The organism is Rubellimicrobium mesophilum DSM 19309, assembly GCF_000600335.2.
Classification (GTDB): Bacteria; Pseudomonadota; Alphaproteobacteria; order Rhodobacterales; family Rhodobacteraceae; genus Rubellimicrobium; species Rubellimicrobium mesophilum.
The window spans coordinates 17,061-32,540 of the sequence record NZ_KK088561.1 but is presented as its reverse complement, the minus strand read 5'-3'; the positions used below and the strand labels follow the sequence as shown (position 1 = coordinate 32,540).

Here is a 15,480-nt window from a genome sequence, read left to right as displayed (position 1 = left end):
CAGAATCGGCGCCTGCGTCCATCTTGGGAGGACAACTCATGGAACGCCGCACGCTTCTGGGTGCCGCCGGACTGGCTGCGCTCGCCGGGGTGCTGCCTCGCGCCAGCAAGGCGCAGGACGCCCCGAAGTATACCGTCGCGCTGATCCCCGGCCTGACGACCGACGCCTTCTACATCACGATGAACCGGGGCGCGCAGGCCGCCGCCGACGCGCTGGGGGTGGAGCTCGTGTTCCAGGGCGCGCCGAACTTCAACCCGGTGGAGCAGGTGCCGGTTCTCGACGCCGTCATCGCGCGCCAGCCGGACGCCATCCTGATCGCCCCCACCGACACCACGCAGCTCGTGGAGCCGCTGCGCCGCGCGGCGGACGCCGGCATCCCGGTCATCACCGTGGACACCTTCATCGGCACCGGCAAGTACCAGACCGGGGCGGGCGACGCCGACTTCCCGCTGTCCTACATCGCCTCGGACAACGTCCTGGGCGGGCGCATGGCGGCGCGGGCGCTCGCCGAGGCCATCGGCGGCGAGGGCGCGGTCTACGTCTCGAACGTGAACCCCGGCATCTCGACCACCGATCAGCGCGAGGAAGGCTTCAAGCTGGAGATGTCGGAGAACTTTCCGAACATCGAAGTTCTGGAGACCCAGTTCAACAACAACGACGCCAACAACGCGGCGTCCCAGCTCCAGGCCGTGTTCGCGCGCAGCCCCAACCTCAAGGGCGTGTTCGGCGCCAACCTTTTCTCGGCCATCGGGGCGGCGAACGGGGTTCAGCAGGCCGGCCAGACGGGCACCATCCGGGTCGTGGCCTTCGACGCGCCCCAGTCCATCGTGGACAACATCAAGTCGGGTCTCGTGGACATGGCCATCGCCCAGCACCCGGCCGAGATCGGCTGGTTCGGCGTGGCGGCGGCCTATGCCCACCTGACCGGACAGTCGATCCCGGTGGCCATCGGCACGGGCTTCACGGTGCTCGACTCCTCGAACGTGGACGACCCCGAGGTCGCCAAGTTCATCTACTCCGAGTAATCCTATCTAACCGAGGCCCGTCCCCCGGGGCGGGCCTTTTCCTGTTCCCGGGACGCCATCCATGACCTCCGATCCCCATATCGACCGGGCTGCCCCTGTCGCTCCGCCGGCGGACCATGGCGCGGGACGGCTGACGCTGCTCCAACGCATCGCGAAGCTGCGCGCCTGGCTGTTTCTCGGGGCGCTCCTTCTCTTCTTCGAGGGATGGGCGCGCATCGTCTACGGGGGCACGTTCCTCGGGAACACCTACAACCTCCAGTCCATCGCAATCTTCGCGGTGGCGCGTCTCCTGCTCGCCACCGGGCAGACCTTCGTCATCATCTCGGGCGGCATTGATCTGTCGCTGGGCTTCATCATGGGTCTGGCTGCCGTGGTCGCGGCCCATGTGGTGGTCTGGGCCAATCCGCTGATGCCCGCGCCGGTTGCGGTGCTCGTGGGCTTTCTGGCGGGGGTCCTGATCGCCTGCATCCCTGGGGCCGTGAACGGCTTCCTCGTGGCCTATCTCAAGGTGCCGCCCTTCATCGGCACGCTTGGCATGTTCGGCGTGGCGCGCGGCGTGGCCTTCCTTCTCGCGGGCGGGACGACGGTGCCCGTCAGCAACCCGGTTCTGTCGGCCCTGGGGAACAGTCGGCTGTTCGGCTCTATCCCTTGGACGGTCATCATCGCTGCCGTTTTCATCCTGCTGATGCACTACGTGCTGAGCCAGACTCGCTTCGGGCAGCACAACTACGCCATCGGTGCCAACCCGCAGGCGGCGCGGCGGGCGGGGATCGACATCAGGAAGCACCTCTTCCGCCTCTACGTCCTGTCGGGGGCCTGCGCCGGGCTCGCGGGGGTCCTCTACACGGCCCAGTTCTCGGCCGGCGCGGCGCAGGCGGGCGAGCCGCTGCTGCTCGACTCGGTGGCCGCGGTGGTCATCGGAGGAGCCTCGCTGTTCGGAGGCTCGGGCACGATCCTCGGCACCGTCGCGGGCGCCTTCGTGATCGCGGTGATCCAGTACGGGCTCGTCTTCGTGGACGTGAAGCCCTTCTGGCAGTTCATCTCCGTCGGCGTGGTCATCATCATCTCGGTGCTGATCGACCAAGCGCAGCGGTCGTTCTCGGGGGGGCGGCAAAGTGAATGACCTGAGCGGGACCCCCACGGCGCCGCTCCTCGAGATCCGGCACCTGTCCAAGAGCTTCGGCGCGGTGCAGGCGCTCAAGGAAGTCTCCATGACCATCCGCGCGGGCGAGGTCGTGGCGCTGGCCGGGGACAACGGCGCGGGCAAGACGACGCTTATCAAGGCGGTCTCGGGGGTCTACGCGCCCTCGGGGGGCGAGATCCTGCTGGACGGCCAGCCGGTGCGCTTCGCCTCGCCGCAGGAGGCGCGGGACCGGGGAATCGAGACGATCTACCAGGACCTGGCGCTCGCGGACAACCTGACCATCGGCGGCAACATCTTCCTGGGGCGCGAGCCGATGCGGAAGGCGCTGGGCTTCCTGCCGGTGCTCGACCGCCGCCGAATGGCCGAGGCGGCGCGGGAGACGATGGCGCGGCTCGACTTCCACGTGAGCCGGATGGACGCGCCGGTCAGCAACTTCTCGGGCGGGCAGCGGCAGGCGGTGGCGATCGGCCGGGCGGTCTACTGGAACGCGCGCGTCCTCATCATGGACGAGCCCACCGCCGCCTTGGGCGTGCCGGAGCAGCGCAAGGTGATCGCGCTCATCCACCAGCTCAAGGCTCAGGGGCGCGGAGTGATCTTCATCTCGCACAACCTGCAGGACATCTTCGCTGTGGCGGACCGGATCATCGTGCTGCGGCGCGGGGTCGAGGCCGGGGAGCGGCGGATCAGCGAGACCTCGCACGAGGAGGTCGTCCGGCTCATGGTCGGCGGCTGAAGGACATATCGGGGACGCCCGTCCCCATGAACAGGTGACAGAATGAACATCCAGAGCAACCCCGAGACGCTGGCTCAGGCCATCCCCGAAACCATGAAGGCCGTGGTCTGCCACGGGCCGCGCGACTACCGGCTGGAGCAGGTGCCGGTGCCGAAGCCGGGCCCGGGCGAGGTGCTGGTGAAGGTGATCCTCGCCGGGGTCTGCGCCTCGGACGGCAAATGCTATGACGGCGCGCCGAAGATCTGGGGGAGCAACGACGGCCAGGGGCGCTACATCGAGCCGCCGATCACCGTGGGGCACGAGTTCGTGGCGCAGGTGGTGCAGTTCGGCGAGGGGGCCGAGGGGCGCGATGGGCTGAAGGTCGGGGACCATGTCTGCTCGGAGCAGATCGTGCCCTGCGGGGAGTGCCTCTACTGCAAGGAGGGGCTCTACTGGCTCTGCGAGCCGCACGACATCTACGGCTTCCACCAGCGGACGCCGGGGTCCTGGGCGGAGTACATGGTGTTTCCGAGGAAGGCCCTGAACTACAAGCTGCCCGAAGGCATGGACCCGGAGCATGGCGTCTTCGTGGAGCCTCTGGGCTGCGCCGTCCACACGATCAACCGGGCGGAGCTGCGGTTCAACGACACCGTGGTGATCGCGGGGTGCGGGAGCCTCGGCCTGGGCATGGTCGCGGCGGCGCGGATGAAGAACCCCAAGCGGCTGATCGCGCTGGACCTGCATCCGGCCCGGCTGGACCTCGCGAAGCGCTGCGGCGCCGACATGACCATCAACCCGCGCGAGGAGGACGCGGTCGCGAAGGTCAAGGAGCTGACGGGCGGCTACGGCTGCGATGTCTATGTCGAGGCTACGGGCGCGCCGCGCGCGGTGACGCAGGGGCTCGACATGATCCGCAAGCGCGGGCGCTTCATCGAGTTCTCGGTGTTCCGCGAGGCGGTGACGGCGGACTGGTCGATCATCGGGGACACGAAGGAGCTCGACATCAAGGGCGTCCACCTGAGCCCCTACGCCTATGAGACGGCGATCCGCATGATCGCTGAGGGGCGGCTGCCGATGGACGAGATCATCACCCACAAGCTGCCGCTCGAGGAGTTCGAGCTGGGCATCCAGATGGTGATCGACGGGTCGTCGTCGCTGAAGGTCACGCTGCGGCCCTGAAAGGGCGCGGCCGCAAGAGGAATAGAAAGATGATCATCGACAGGTTCCGCGCCGACGGGAAGGTAGCGCTGGTGACGGGGGGCACGCGGGGCATCGGGCTCGGCATCGCGCGGGCGCTGGCCGAGGCGGGGGCGGACGTGATCGTCTCGGCCCGGACCGACCCGGGCGGCACGGAGGAGCTGAGGGCCGAGGGTCACAAGGTCGAATACAGGCCCTGCGACGTGACCCAGCCCGGCGCCATTGACGCCCTGGTGGCGGGCGTGGCGCGGGACCGGGGACGGCTCGACATCCTGGTGAACAACGCCGGCGTCGCCATGCACGGCCCGACCGAGGACTTCTCGGACGAGCGCTACCGGGGGCTGATGGCGGTCAACCTCGATTCGGTCTACTTCGCCTGCCGGGCCGCGATCCGGCCGATGCGGGCACAGGGCGGCGGGGTGATCCTGAACATCGGCTCGATCTCGGGCCACATCAGCAACGTCCCGCAGATCCAGACGGCCTACAACGCCTCCAAGGCCGCCGTGCACATGCTGACCAAGAGCCTCGCCTCCGACCTCGCCAAGGACAACATCCGGGTGAACGCCATCGCGCCGGGCTACATCATGACCGACATGACGGCCGGCGGCTTCGAGATCCCGGAATGGGCGGAGGTCTGGACCGATATGACGCCGATGCGCCGGGCCGGGACGGTGGAGGAGATCGCCACGGCGGCGCTGCTCCTCTGCACGGACGCGTCGAGCTACATGACGGGCAGCGTCGTCGTCATCGACGGGGGCTACACCACCCGCTGACCGGACTGGGGTCGCATCCACGGGATGCGGCCCCGGCCTCCCTGTTTGCATACGATTGCAGAAAGTTCTTGCCACGCCGGGCGGGTGGCGCAAGACTTGGCGGGACGCGAGCGGGTGCGGGGAGGCTCATGGCCGAGATCGAGCTGAGAGGCGTGACCAAGCGCTGGGGCGCCTTCGTGGGGGTGAAGGACCTCGACCTCACCATCTCGGACCGGGAGTTCCTGGTGCTCCTGGGCCCCTCCGGCTGCGGCAAGACCACGACGATGCGGATGATCGCCGGGCTGGAGGACGCGAGCTCGGGCGACATCCTGATCGGGGGGAAGCGGGTCAACAACCTCGACCCCAAGGACCGGGACATCGCCATGGTGTTCCAGAGCTACGCGCTCTACCCGAACCTGTCGGTCTACGAGAACATCCGGTTCCCGCTGAAGGTTCGTCGCATCCCTGCCTCGGAGCACGATGCCCGGGTGCGGCGCGCGGCGGCCATGGTGGAGCTGGAGGATTTCCTCGAACGGAAGCCGGCGGCCCTGTCGGGCGGGCAGCGTCAGCGGGTCGCTCTCGCGCGGGCCATCGTTCGGCAGCCCTCGGTCTTCCTGATGGACGAGCCGCTGTCGAACCTCGACGCGAAGCTGCGAGTTTCCACCCGGGCGCAGATCAAGAACCTGAGCCACGAGCTGCAGGTCACGACGATCTACGTGACCCACGACCAGGTGGAGGCGATGACGCTGGCCGACCGCGTGGTGGTGATGAAGGGTGGCGTGGTCCAGCAGATCGGCGCGCCGACGGACATCTACGACCGGCCCGCGAACACCTTCGTGGCGGGCTTCATCGGCAACCCGGCCATGAACCTCCTGAACGGCACGCTGCGCGGCGGCGTCTTCGAGGGGGAGAACGTCACGATCACCGGCCTTAGGACACCGGACGGGCCGGTCACGCTCGGCTTCCGGGCCGAGGATGCCACCTTGGCCCCCGAGGGAGAGATCGTCGCTCCGGCCTACACGACCGAGCTCCTTGGCGATGCCACCATGGTCACCGTTCGGGCCGGCGGCGCCTTGGTCGCGGTCAAGGCGCACAAGGAGGTCCGCGTCGAGATCGGCGAGCTGGTCTCGATGCGCGTGCCGGCGGCGATCTGCCACCTCTTCGATGCGAAGACGGGGGACAGGTTGGCCAGCCAGGGCTGACAGGCGCGGGGCGCGGCTTGTCCTGTCCGGCGGCGTCCGGGAGGGATGGTCAAGGGACTGAACTCGCTTGCCGGAACCCCTCTCCAGATGATCGTTGAAAACGTATGCAAGATTGCTAGGATCTGGGGCGAGGGCCGGTGCGAGCGACTCCGCCGGGCACGATCTTGGGAATGCGGCGGCCCGGGCGCGCCGCAAGGTGGGAGGCGGTCATGGCGATCACGCACCTGAAGCGCGGCAAGCCCGAGGCGGCGCGGGCCGAGGACGACGCCAAGGTGCGCGCGACGGTCGAGACGGTGCTGGGCGACATCGCCGCGCGGGGCGACGCGGCGGTGCGGGAACTGTCGGCGAGGTTCGACAACTACGACCCGCCGAGCTTCCGGCTCTCGCCGTCCGAGATCGATGCGGCGATGCAGAAGGTCTCGGCCCGCGACATGGCCGACATCCGCTTCGCGCAAGAGCAGATCGGGCGCTTCGCCGAGGCGCAACGGGCCTCAATGCGCGATATCGAGGTCGAGACGTTGCCGGGGGTGATCCTGGGGCACCGCAACATCCCCGTGCAGTCGGTGGGGTGCTACGTGCCCGGCGGCAAGTTCCCCATGGTCGCCTCGGCGCACATGAGCGTGCTGACGGCGAACGTGGCCGGGGTGCCGCGCATCGTCGCCTCTGCGCCGCCGGTGAAGGGGCGCCCCACCCGGCCATCGTTGCCGCGATGCACCTGGGCGGCGCGCACGAGATCTACGTCCTGGGCGGGATGCAGGCGGTGGGCGCCATGGCGCTGGGGACCGAGACGATCAAGCCGGTCGATATGCTCGTGGGGCCGGGCAATGCCTACGTCGCCGAGGCCAAGCGGCAGCTCTACGGGCGCGTCGGGATCGACCTCTTCGCCGGGCCGACCGAGACCATGCTGATCGCCGACGACACCGTGGACGCGGAGCTTTGCGCGACGGACCTCCTCGGGCAGGCCGAGCACGGGTACAACTCGCCCGCCTGCCTCATCACCACCTCGCGCCGGCTGGCGGAGGGGACCATGGCGGAGGTCGAGCGGCTGCTGGGAGTCCTGCCGACCGCCGAGACCGCCTCGGTGTCGTGGCGCGACTACGGCGACGTGATCCTCTGCGACACCGACGAGGAGATGCTGCAGGTCGCCAACGACATGGCCTACGAGCACGTCCAAGTCATGACCGACCGGGACGACTGGTTCCTGGAGAACATGACGAGCTACGGGGCGCTCTTCCTGGGGCCGCGCGCCAACGTCGCGAACGGCGACAAGGTGATCGGCACCAACCACACGCTGCCCACGCGCAAGGCGGGGCGCTACACCGGCGGGCTCTGGGTTGGCAAGTTCCTCAAGACGCACTCCTACCAGCGCATCCTGACGGATGAGGCGGCGGCGCTGGTGGGGGAATACGGCTCGCGGCTCTGCCTGCTGGAGGGGTTCGTGGGGCACGCGGAGCAGTGCAACATTCGCGTCCGGCGCTACGGCGGGCGGAACGTGCCCTACGGGGCGCCTGCCCTCGCCCGGGACGCGGCGGAGTAGCGCCTTGGCCCTGGACCTGCCCCGCAGCCCCTCGTTCCGCCTGGACGGCAAGCGCGCCCTTGTAGCGGGCGCGTCCTCGGGCATCGGGCTCGCCTGCGCGGCGGCCCTGGCCGAGGCGGGGGCGGAGGTCGTGCTGGTCGCTCGGCGCGAGGAGGAGCTGCTGGCGGTCGCCGAGGCGATCCGCGCGGCGGGGGGACGGGCCTCGACCCATGTGCTGGACATCACGGACCTCGACGCCACCGCCGCGACGGTCGGGCGCGAGGGGCCCTTCGACGTGCTGCTCAATGCGGCAGGGCTCGCCCGGCATTCGCCGGCGCTGGAGGCCCGGCCCGAGGACTACGACGCCGCGATGGGGCTGAACCTTCGGGCGGCGTTCTTCCTGACGCGCGAGGTGGCCAAGGGGCTGATCGCGGCCGGGCAGCCGGGGAGCCTCGTCAATGTCTCGTCCCAGATGGGCCATGTCGGCGGGCCGGATCGGTCGGTCTACTGCGCCAGCAAGCACGCGCTGGAGGGCATGACCAAGGCCATGGCCATCGAATGGGGGCCGCACGGCATCCGGGTGAACACACTCTGCCCGACCTTCATCCGCACGCCGCTGGCCGCGCGGACGCTGGACGACCCGGAGCGGCGGGCCTGGGTGCTCTCCAAGATCAAGCTCGGCCGCGTGGGCGAGGTGGAGGACCTGATGGGGCCGGTGGTGTTCCTGGCCTCGGACGCGAGCGCGCTCGTCACCGGGACGGCGCTGCTGGTCGATGGCGGATGGACGGCGGACTAGCATGGCGGAGAAGGTCACATCGGCGCAGGTGGCGGCGCTCGCAGGGGTGTCGCAGTCGGCCGTCAGCCGGGTGTTCACGCCGGGCGCCTCGGTATCGCCCAAGACCGCCGAGAAGGTCCGCGCGGCGGCCGAGAAGCTGGGCTACCGGCCCAACGTGCTGGCCCGCGCGATGATTACGGGCAAGAGCCGGATCATCGGGCTCGTGGTCGCCTACCTCGAGAACCAGTTCTATCCCGTCGCGCTGGAGCACCTGAGCCGCGCGCTCCAGGCCGAGGGCTATCATGTCCTCATCTTCCTCGCGGACAACGATGCGGCCAAAACCGAGCAGGTGCTGCGGGAACTCCTTGACTATCAGGTCGACGGGATCGTCACGGCCTCGGTCGCCATGACGAACGACCTGACGGCGCGCTGCGACGCGGCGGGCATCCCCGTCGTGGCCTTCAACCGGGGTCAGGACGATCCGCGCCTGTCCGAGGTGACCTCGGACAACGTCGCCGGCGGGCGGGCCGTGGCAGAGTTCCTGATCGCGGGAGGACACCAGCGTATCGCGCACATCGCGGGCTGGCAGGGCTCCTCGACGGGACGCGACCGGGCGCGGGGGTTCCGGGAAGGGCTGGCCGCCGCCGGGCGGGAGCCCTTCGCGGTCATCGACGGCCTTTATGACCGGGAGACGGCGTCGCGCGCGACTCGCGATCTGATGGCCCGGCCCGAGCGACCGGACGCGATCTTCGTCGGCAACGACCACATGGCCTTCGCCGTGCTCGACGTGCTCCACGCCGAGCTGGGGCTGCGGGTGCCCGGAGACGTCTCGGTCGTGGGCTACGACGACGTGCCCATGTCGGCCTGGGCTGCCTATGACCTGACCACGATCCGCCAGCCGGTCGAGGCGATGGTGGAGGCGACCGTGGACGCCCTCGTCCGCCGGATCGAGGGCGAGACCGAGCCCCGCAAGGTGAGACTGCCGGCCCCCCTGGTCATCCGGGGCTCGGCCTGCCTTCCCGAGGGGGCCCGACGCTCCCCCGACCCATTCCCAAGAGGTGAGACATGATCCCCCCAGGAGATGGACGCCCGCATCGTCCGCTACGGCGACCTGCGTCCCTGCAAGACCGCCTTCATCGACGCCCACACGCCGGGGTCGAACCAGAAGGAGAACTTCACGATCATCGGCGGCGGGGTCAGCGAGTCCCCCGACCAGCACGTTCACATCCGCGACACGCCCGGCTTCAACATCGGCGCGGCGGGCCAGCCGCCCAAGTGCCGCAACTCGCTGCACTCGCACCGCACGGCCGAGGTGTTCTTCGTCCTCAAGGGCCGGTGGCGCTTCTTCTGGGGCCGCTGGGGCAACGCGGGCGAGGTGGTGCTCGAGGAGGGGGACATCTTTAACATCCCCACCGGCATCTTCCGGGGCTTCGAGAACATCGGAACGGACTATGGGATGATCATGGCGATCCTCGGCGGCGACGACGCCGGGGGCGGGGTGATCTGGGCGCCGCAGGTCATCACGGACGCCAAGGACCACGGCCTCGTGCTGGGCAGGAATGGCAAGCTCTACGACAGCAAGAAGGGCCAGTCGCTGCCTGAGGACGTGCCGCCAATGCCGCTCCTTACCGACGAGGAGCTGAAGCAGTTCCTCGAGCCCACGACCCGCGACGTGGTGCCCGAGTTCGTCGCCCGCTACTGGGACCTGATGGCGCTGTCCGACAGGCAGCCCGCCAAGGTGATCGGCGCGGAGGGTGCCCTCAAGGACCGCCCGGGCTTCGAGGTGGAGCTGCTGTCGCGCAACTCCATTCCCGACGAGTTCCATGCCCATGACCGCCACGTCGTGCTGATGCCCATGCGCGGCCACTGGCGCCTGCGCTACGACAATGGCCCGGAGACGGTGCTGAACCCCGGCGACACGGCGCTGGTGAAGCCCGGCGAGCGTCACGCGCTTGCGCCTTCCATGACCGGCGAGGCCTCGCTCTACCGCGTGATCGAGACGGCGGACCCGGCGGGCCTGACGCGGAGGCTCGCATGAGCCTCCTCGCGACCCATGTAGGCTCCCTGCCCCGCTCGCAGGCCGTGGTAGACTTCCTCTTCGCGCGAGAGCGTGGGGAGGACTACGACCCCGCCGCCTTCGACCGCTGCATGGCCGACGCGGTGTCCGAGACCGTCCGGCGGCAGGTCGATGCGGGGATCGACGTGGTCTCCGACGGCGAGACCTCCAAGATCAGCTACGCCACCTACGTGAAGGACCGCTACACGGGCTTCGAGGGGGACAGCCCCCGGAATGCCCCGGCGGACCTGAAGCTGTTCCCGACTTTCCTGCAACGGCTCGCCCGCGACGGCGGGACGCCGCAATACGCGCGGCCGATGTGCAAGGGCGAGGTGCGGTCCAAGGGCCAGGGCGAGCTTCAGAAGGACATCGCCAACCTCAAGGCGGCAATGGCGGCCCATGGCGCGCAGGCGGGGTTCATGAACGCCGCCTCGCCAGGGGTGATCTCGCTCTTCCTGCAGAACGACTTCTACCCCTCGCGCGACGCCTACCTTGCCGCCCTCGCGGAGGCGATGCGAGACGAATACCGGACCATCGTGGAGGCCGGCCTCGACCTGCAGGTGGACTGTCCCGACCTCGCTTTGTCGCGGCACATGCTCTTCACCCACCTCTCCGACGACGAGTTCGTGCGGGTCGCCGAGACCCATGTCGAGGCGCTGAACCACGCGCTGGACGGGCTGCCCGAGGACAAGGTCCGCGTCCACATCTGCTGGGGCAACTACGAAGGGCCCCATGTCTGCGACATCGACATGGCCAAGGTGCTGCCGACCCTCATGCAGGTAAAGGCGCAGAAGATCCTGTTCGAGACCTCGAACCCCCGGCACGGGCACGAATGGGCCGTGTTCCGCGACCGGGCGGGTGAGGTCCCGGAGGGCAAGGTCCTCGTGCCCGGCGTGGTGGACACGACCACCAACTTCGTCGAGCACCCCGACCTCGTGGCCCAGCGGCTGGAGCGGTTCACCACCGTCTTCGGCAAGGAGCGGGTGATGGCGGGCTCGGACTGCGGCTTTGGCACCTTCGCTGGCTTCGGCGCCGTGGACCCGGAGATCGCCTGGGCCAAGCTCGCTACCCTCAAGGAAGGCGCGCGGCGCGCGGGATGATCCCGCTCGTCCTCCTGCCCGGCCATATGTGCGACGCCCGGATGTGGGCGCCGCAAGTGGCCGCCCTCTCGGACCATCGCACGATCCACCTGCCCGAGGTCGCGCGCGCCGACAGCATGGCCGCGCTCGCGCAAACGGTCCTGCGGGACGCGCCGCCCTGCTTCGCCCTCGCCGGCCTCTCCATGGGCGGCATCCTCGCCATGGAGGTCCTGCGGCAGGCGCCCGACCGGGTCGAGCGGCTCGCGCTCCTCGACACTAACCCCCTGCCCGAGGCCGAGGCAGTGAAGGCCGACCGCCGGGCTCGCATGGCCCGCGTCGAGGGTGGGTTGCTCGACGCCGTGGTGATGACCGAGATGAAGCCGCACTACCTCGCGGCGGGGCCGAGGCGGACGGACCTCCTCGACCTCTGCCTCGCCATGGCGCGCGACCTCGGGCCCGAGGTCTTCCTAAGCCAATCCCGCGCGCTGATGGACCGGCCGGACCAGATGGCGACCCTCGCGGCCTATCGTGGCCCTGCGCTCGTCCTTACGGGCGAGGAGGACCGGCTCTGCCCCCTCGACCGGCACCGACTGATGGCCGAGCTGATGCCCCAGGCCCGGCTGGAGATCGTGCCCGGCGCGGGCCACCTGCCCCCGCTGGAGCAGCCGGAGGCGACCAACGCCGCGTTCCGGGCGTGGCTCGCGGACTAGCCCTTCACGGCCCCGGCCGTGAGGCCCGACACCAGATAACGCTGGAAGAACATCACCAGCAGGAAGATCGGGATCGCCACGCTGACCACGGCGGCAACCGCATACATGACGTTCCCCTGCGCCTGGATCTGCCCGAGGTAGCTCGAGATCTTGGGCACCATGGTCTGGTTGTTCTCGTTCAGCACGAGGCCCGTGACGGTGAAGTCATTGTAGGCGAGCAGGAACGAGAACAGCCCCGTGGTGATGACCCCCGGCCACATCACCGGCACGATGGCGAGCCGGAAGGCCTGGAACCGCGTGCAGCCGTCCACCAGCGCGCTCTCGTCCAGGTCGCGCGGGATGCCCTGGAAGAACGAATACATCATCCAGAGCGTGAAGGGCTGGTTCAGAGCCACGAGGACGATGATCGCGGTCGGCAGGTAGCCCCAGATGTTCAGGGCGAAGAACGGATACAGGTAGCCCGAGACGACCGTGATCTCCGGCATGGCGCGGAAGAACAGCGCGGCCACGAGGATGACGAAGCGGTAGCGGTGGGTCGAGCGGGCCAGCGCGTAGCCGCCCAGCGTCCCGAAGGTGAGCGAGATCACCGTCACGAAGACCGTGACGATGGCGGTGCTCAGCGCGGCCCGCCAGAACCCGGTGAGGACCCAGGCGCCGTAGTAGCCCCCGCCGGTGAAGGCATCTCCGGTCACGCGCGTCGTGTTGGTGCCGAGGATCGCGTGCCACCAGGTGTCGCGCGAGAAGAAGTCGGCCTGCACCTTGAACGATCCCCAGACCGTCCAGGCGAAGGGAAAGGCCGCGATCAGCAGCCAGAGGAGCACGAATCCCGAGGCCACGAAGACGACCATCGGCGGGCGGCGGTTCACGGCATCGGCCATGCTCCTATCCCCTCCCCGTCGACAACTCGCGCGCGATGCGGAGGAGGATGGGCACGATCAGCACGGCGATGAAGCCGATGGTGATGACGCTGGTCGCGGCGGCCGAGCCGAAGAGCTGCGTCGTCTGGGTGTTGAGGCTCGAGTAGATCAGGAAGCTCAGCGAGGTCGCGTTGGCGGCGGCGTTGAAGCTGATGATCGGCTCGAAGACCCGGAAGTTGTCCATGAGCTGCACGAGGAGCACGAAGAGGATCAGCGGCTTGAGCGAGGGGAGGACCACGTAGCGGATGCGCTCCAGCCGGCTGGCGCCGTCGATCATCGCGGCCTCCAGCGTGTCGCGGGGGACCGCCTGGAGGCCCGCGTAGAAGACGATGAAGCTGAAGGGCGCGTTGGTCCAGGTGCCGTAGGCGATGAGCGTGGCCCAGGTCAGCGGCGCCGAGGTCCGCGTGGACAGGTTCGGGTCGTTGAAGATGTTCTGGATCGCGGCCCCCAGGATGCCCTCGCTGTTCAGCATCCAGAACAGGATCAGCGCGCCCACGAGCGGGGTGATGAGCATGGGCACGAGGCTGAAGAAGATCACCGGACCCTTGAGCATCTGCGGCACCGTGTTCACCGCCAGCGCGATCATCAGTCCCAGGATCATGGCGAGCGGCGTGACCAGCAGGCAGTAGGTGACCGTGAAGGCCAGCGCCTTGTAGAGCGGCAGGTTGTAGATGCGGGACACGACGTCTCCGACCCCGTCGGCCGTGCGCAGGATCTCTCGGATCTCGCGAAAGGCCAGGTGGTTGCGGTCGAAGTAGGTGCCCAGCCCGTTGAACTGCCCCAGCGGCTCGTCCTCGCGGAGCTGGGCGGTGGCGGAGGCGTCCACCGTCGTCGTCGTGGTGCAGCCGCCAAAGGGCTGGCAGGTCTCGGAGGTGATGAGGACCTGCGGATGCTCGACATAGAGCGACTGCACGACGATGGAGACGATCGGCAGGGCGATGAACAGGAGCATCGCGATCAGCGACGGTCCCATGAATCGCAGGAAGGTCGAATGCGGCACGCGCCCTGCCCCCTTGTCGCGGGTCCGGGCCGGGCGCCGAGGCCCCGGCCCGGCTCGGCCTTATTGGAGGTAGCCCGCCTGCTGCGCGGCGGCGGTGTAGGCGGCCGTGATGTCGGCGATGGCCTTGTCGGCGTCCTCGTTGCCCTTGATGAAGTCGGCGAGCTCGGTCCCCAGCACCTCGTGCAGGGTGCCCATCCATGGCACCATCGGATAGGGTCGCGCGCCGCCGTTGGCGTTGGCCACGACGCCGACCGCGGCCGGACCGGGCTGGTAACCCTGGATCAGCCACACGGCCGCCTCGGCCTTCGCGGTGGCCACCTCGGGCCGGATCGCGTGCATCATCGCCTGGAAGCTCGCCGCCGCGTCCTCGTCCGAGATGTTCTTGGCAATGGCGAAGCCGTCCCACCAGAGCGCCGCCGCCGGGATCGTGCCGCCGCCGATGGTGGGCGCAGCGGCGAAGACGGTGTTCTCGGCCACCTCGGGCTGCGCCTGCGCCGGGTCGATCAGGGTAGCGGCCAGCGAGCCCCAATTGGTCTCGATCGCCACCTTGCCGTCCCGGTAGAGCTGCGCGGTCGCGTCGGTGTCGTTCGTGGCGTAGTCGGGCGTCATGAACTGCGTCATGTCGCGCATGGTCTGGAGCGCGAGCCGGCCCTGGTCGTTGTCGATGGCGAGGTTCGCGGTGCCGGGCTCGAAGAACTCCGCCCCGGTGCCGAGGTAGAGGTTCACGAACTCGGCCGCGAGGTCCCAGGTGCCGCCGTCGGGCTGGGACAGCGGCGTCTCGAGGATGCCCTGGTCCTTCAGGGCCTGCGCGGCCGTCAGCACCTCTTCCCAGGAGGTCGGCGCCGCGACGCCGGCCTGGTCGAGCAGGTCCTTGCGCATCACCAGATGCTGGCCGTTCGCCATGAAGGCGATGGCCATGATCTTGCCGTCGATCTTGATGAGCTGGTTCGGCTGGAGCTGCTGACCGTATTGCGCGACGAGGTCGTCGAGCGGGCGGATCAGGTCATCGCCCAGCAGCGGCACGATCGAGTTGTTGGCGATCATGGCAACGGTGTACTCGGCGGGGTTCGCGGTCAGCGCCGGGACCTGGATGTTCTTGTGCTCGGTCGTGGCGTTGGCGGTGACCGTCACGGCGTCGCTCGCGCATTCCTGGGCGCCGGCGTCGACGATGCGCAGGGCTTCGAAGTCGTTGGACAGGATGCGCACCGATCCGGACCCGTCGATGGCGCAGTCGGCCAAGGCGGGCCCCGCAGCCAGGAGCGCCAGCAGGGAGACGAGGGTCGTCCGTTGAACTGTCATGGGAAAACCTTCCGCTGTTGAGGTCGGCCGGTGGACCGGCTCTTGCAGACGTTTGCAAAGCGCAGCAGAGCACAAGTCCGGTCACCTGACAAGCGC

The 15,480-nt window shown here is 69.0% G+C and carries 14 protein-coding genes and 1 pseudogene; 12 read left to right on the top strand and 3 right to left on the bottom strand.

The window, feature by feature from the left end; translation table 11 throughout:
* The first annotated feature begins 38 nt into the window (after positions 1-38).
* The 12 genes and pseudogenes from RUMESO_RS07775 to RUMESO_RS07720 all read left to right on the top strand — a co-directional run bounded on the left by RUMESO_RS07775 (position 39) and on the right by RUMESO_RS07720 (position 12,168).
* On the top strand, positions 39-1,025 hold the full coding sequence (locus tag RUMESO_RS07775) for an ABC transporter substrate-binding protein (RefSeq protein WP_037279440.1): 987 nt from the start codon (positions 39-41) through the stop codon (positions 1,023-1,025).
* A 61-nt stretch (positions 1,026-1,086) separates the two neighbouring features.
* On the top strand, positions 1,087-2,148 hold the full coding sequence (locus RUMESO_RS07770) for an ABC transporter permease subunit (protein ID WP_037279439.1): 1,062 nt from the start codon (positions 1,087-1,089) through the stop codon (positions 2,146-2,148).
* Complete coding sequence (locus RUMESO_RS07765; protein WP_245639194.1) at positions 2,141-2,902, top strand: ATP-binding cassette domain-containing protein; 762 nt, start codon at positions 2,141-2,143, stop codon at positions 2,900-2,902. The genes RUMESO_RS07770 and RUMESO_RS07765 overlap by 8 nt, the downstream gene beginning before the upstream one ends.
* Positions 2,903-2,944: 42 nt before the next feature.
* Positions 2,945-4,060, top strand: coding sequence for an alcohol dehydrogenase catalytic domain-containing protein (locus tag RUMESO_RS07760; protein ID WP_245639193.1), 1,116 nt, complete (start codon positions 2,945-2,947; stop codon positions 4,058-4,060).
* A 29-nt stretch (positions 4,061-4,089) separates the two neighbouring features.
* Positions 4,090-4,851 carry an SDR family NAD(P)-dependent oxidoreductase gene (locus RUMESO_RS07755; protein ID WP_037279437.1) on the top strand — a complete coding sequence of 254 codons (762 nt, stop codon included), beginning with the start codon at positions 4,090-4,092 and terminating at the stop codon, positions 4,849-4,851.
* Positions 4,852-4,979: 128 nt separating this feature from the next.
* On the top strand, positions 4,980-6,032 hold the full coding sequence (locus tag RUMESO_RS07750; RefSeq protein WP_037279435.1) for an ABC transporter ATP-binding protein: 1,053 nt from the start codon (positions 4,980-4,982) through the stop codon (positions 6,030-6,032).
* 209 nt (positions 6,033-6,241) lie between these two features.
* Positions 6,242-7,569 (top strand): annotated as a pseudogene (gene hisD / locus RUMESO_RS07745) (histidinol dehydrogenase).
* 10 nt (positions 7,570-7,579) lie between these two features.
* The gene (locus tag RUMESO_RS07740) at positions 7,580-8,344 is read left to right on the top strand and encodes an SDR family NAD(P)-dependent oxidoreductase (RefSeq protein ID WP_037279487.1); all 765 of its coding nucleotides are present in this window, start codon (positions 7,580-7,582) and stop codon (positions 8,342-8,344) included.
* A 1-nt stretch (position 8,345) separates the two neighbouring features.
* Positions 8,346-9,392 carry a LacI family DNA-binding transcriptional regulator gene (locus RUMESO_RS07735; RefSeq protein WP_037279433.1) on the top strand — a complete coding sequence of 349 codons (1,047 nt, stop codon included), beginning with the start codon at positions 8,346-8,348 and terminating at the stop codon, positions 9,390-9,392.
* 12 nt (positions 9,393-9,404) lie between these two features.
* Complete coding sequence (locus RUMESO_RS07730; RefSeq protein ID WP_037279431.1) at positions 9,405-10,361, top strand: cupin domain-containing protein; 957 nt, start codon at positions 9,405-9,407, stop codon at positions 10,359-10,361.
* On the top strand, positions 10,358-11,479 hold the full coding sequence (locus RUMESO_RS07725) for a cobalamin-independent methionine synthase II family protein (protein WP_037279429.1): 1,122 nt from the start codon (positions 10,358-10,360) through the stop codon (positions 11,477-11,479). The genes RUMESO_RS07730 and RUMESO_RS07725 overlap by 4 nt, the downstream gene beginning before the upstream one ends.
* Positions 11,476-12,168: an alpha/beta fold hydrolase gene (locus tag RUMESO_RS07720; RefSeq protein ID WP_037279427.1), complete on the top strand. Its 693-nt coding sequence runs from the start codon at positions 11,476-11,478 to the stop codon at positions 12,166-12,168. The genes RUMESO_RS07725 and RUMESO_RS07720 overlap by 4 nt, the downstream gene beginning before the upstream one ends.
* On the opposite strand, the gene RUMESO_RS07715 is transcribed toward RUMESO_RS07720, so the two are convergent.
* Genes RUMESO_RS07715 through RUMESO_RS07705 form a run of 3 tightly spaced genes read right to left on the bottom strand, consistent with a single transcriptional unit; the run spans position 12,165 to position 15,384 of the window.
* The gene (locus RUMESO_RS07715) at positions 12,165-13,046 is read right to left on the bottom strand and encodes a carbohydrate ABC transporter permease (protein WP_037279425.1); all 882 of its coding nucleotides are present in this window, start codon (positions 13,044-13,046) and stop codon (positions 12,165-12,167) included. The genes RUMESO_RS07720 and RUMESO_RS07715 overlap by 4 nt on opposite strands.
* 4 nt (positions 13,047-13,050) lie before the next feature.
* The gene (locus tag RUMESO_RS07710) at positions 13,051-14,085 is read right to left on the bottom strand and encodes a carbohydrate ABC transporter permease (protein WP_037279423.1); all 1,035 of its coding nucleotides are present in this window, start codon (positions 14,083-14,085) and stop codon (positions 13,051-13,053) included.
* Positions 14,086-14,145: 60 nt separating this feature from the next.
* Positions 14,146-15,384: an ABC transporter substrate-binding protein gene (locus RUMESO_RS07705; RefSeq protein WP_037279421.1), complete on the bottom strand. Its 1,239-nt coding sequence runs from the start codon at positions 15,382-15,384 to the stop codon at positions 14,146-14,148.
* Positions 15,385-15,480 lie beyond the last annotated feature (96 nt).

What these genes read in the sequence shown, in the direction of transcription:
- RUMESO_RS07775 (WP_037279440.1), top strand. Translation starts at nt 39, where the DNA reads ATGGAACGCCGCACGCTTCTGGGTGCCGCCGGACTGGCTGCGCTCGCC.
- RUMESO_RS07715 (WP_037279425.1), bottom strand. Translation starts at nt 13,046, where the DNA reads ATGGCCGATGCCGTGAACCGCCGCCCGCCGATGGTCGTCTTCGTGGCC.
- RUMESO_RS07735 (WP_037279433.1), top strand. Translation starts at nt 8,346, where the DNA reads ATGGCGGAGAAGGTCACATCGGCGCAGGTGGCGGCGCTCGCAGGGGTG.
- RUMESO_RS07720 (WP_037279427.1), top strand. Translation starts at nt 11,476, where the DNA reads ATGATCCCGCTCGTCCTCCTGCCCGGCCATATGTGCGACGCCCGGATG.
- RUMESO_RS07760 (WP_245639193.1), top strand. Translation starts at nt 2,945, where the DNA reads ATGAACATCCAGAGCAACCCCGAGACGCTGGCTCAGGCCATCCCCGAA.
- RUMESO_RS07750 (WP_037279435.1), top strand. Translation starts at nt 4,980, where the DNA reads ATGGCCGAGATCGAGCTGAGAGGCGTGACCAAGCGCTGGGGCGCCTTC.
- RUMESO_RS07725 (WP_037279429.1), top strand. Translation starts at nt 10,358, where the DNA reads ATGAGCCTCCTCGCGACCCATGTAGGCTCCCTGCCCCGCTCGCAGGCC.
- RUMESO_RS07755 (WP_037279437.1), top strand. Translation starts at nt 4,090, where the DNA reads ATGATCATCGACAGGTTCCGCGCCGACGGGAAGGTAGCGCTGGTGACG.
- RUMESO_RS07705 (WP_037279421.1), bottom strand. Translation starts at nt 15,384, where the DNA reads ATGACAGTTCAACGGACGACCCTCGTCTCCCTGCTGGCGCTCCTGGCT.
- RUMESO_RS07730 (WP_037279431.1), top strand. Translation starts at nt 9,405, where the DNA reads ATGGACGCCCGCATCGTCCGCTACGGCGACCTGCGTCCCTGCAAGACC.
- RUMESO_RS07770 (WP_037279439.1), top strand. Translation starts at nt 1,087, where the DNA reads ATGACCTCCGATCCCCATATCGACCGGGCTGCCCCTGTCGCTCCGCCG.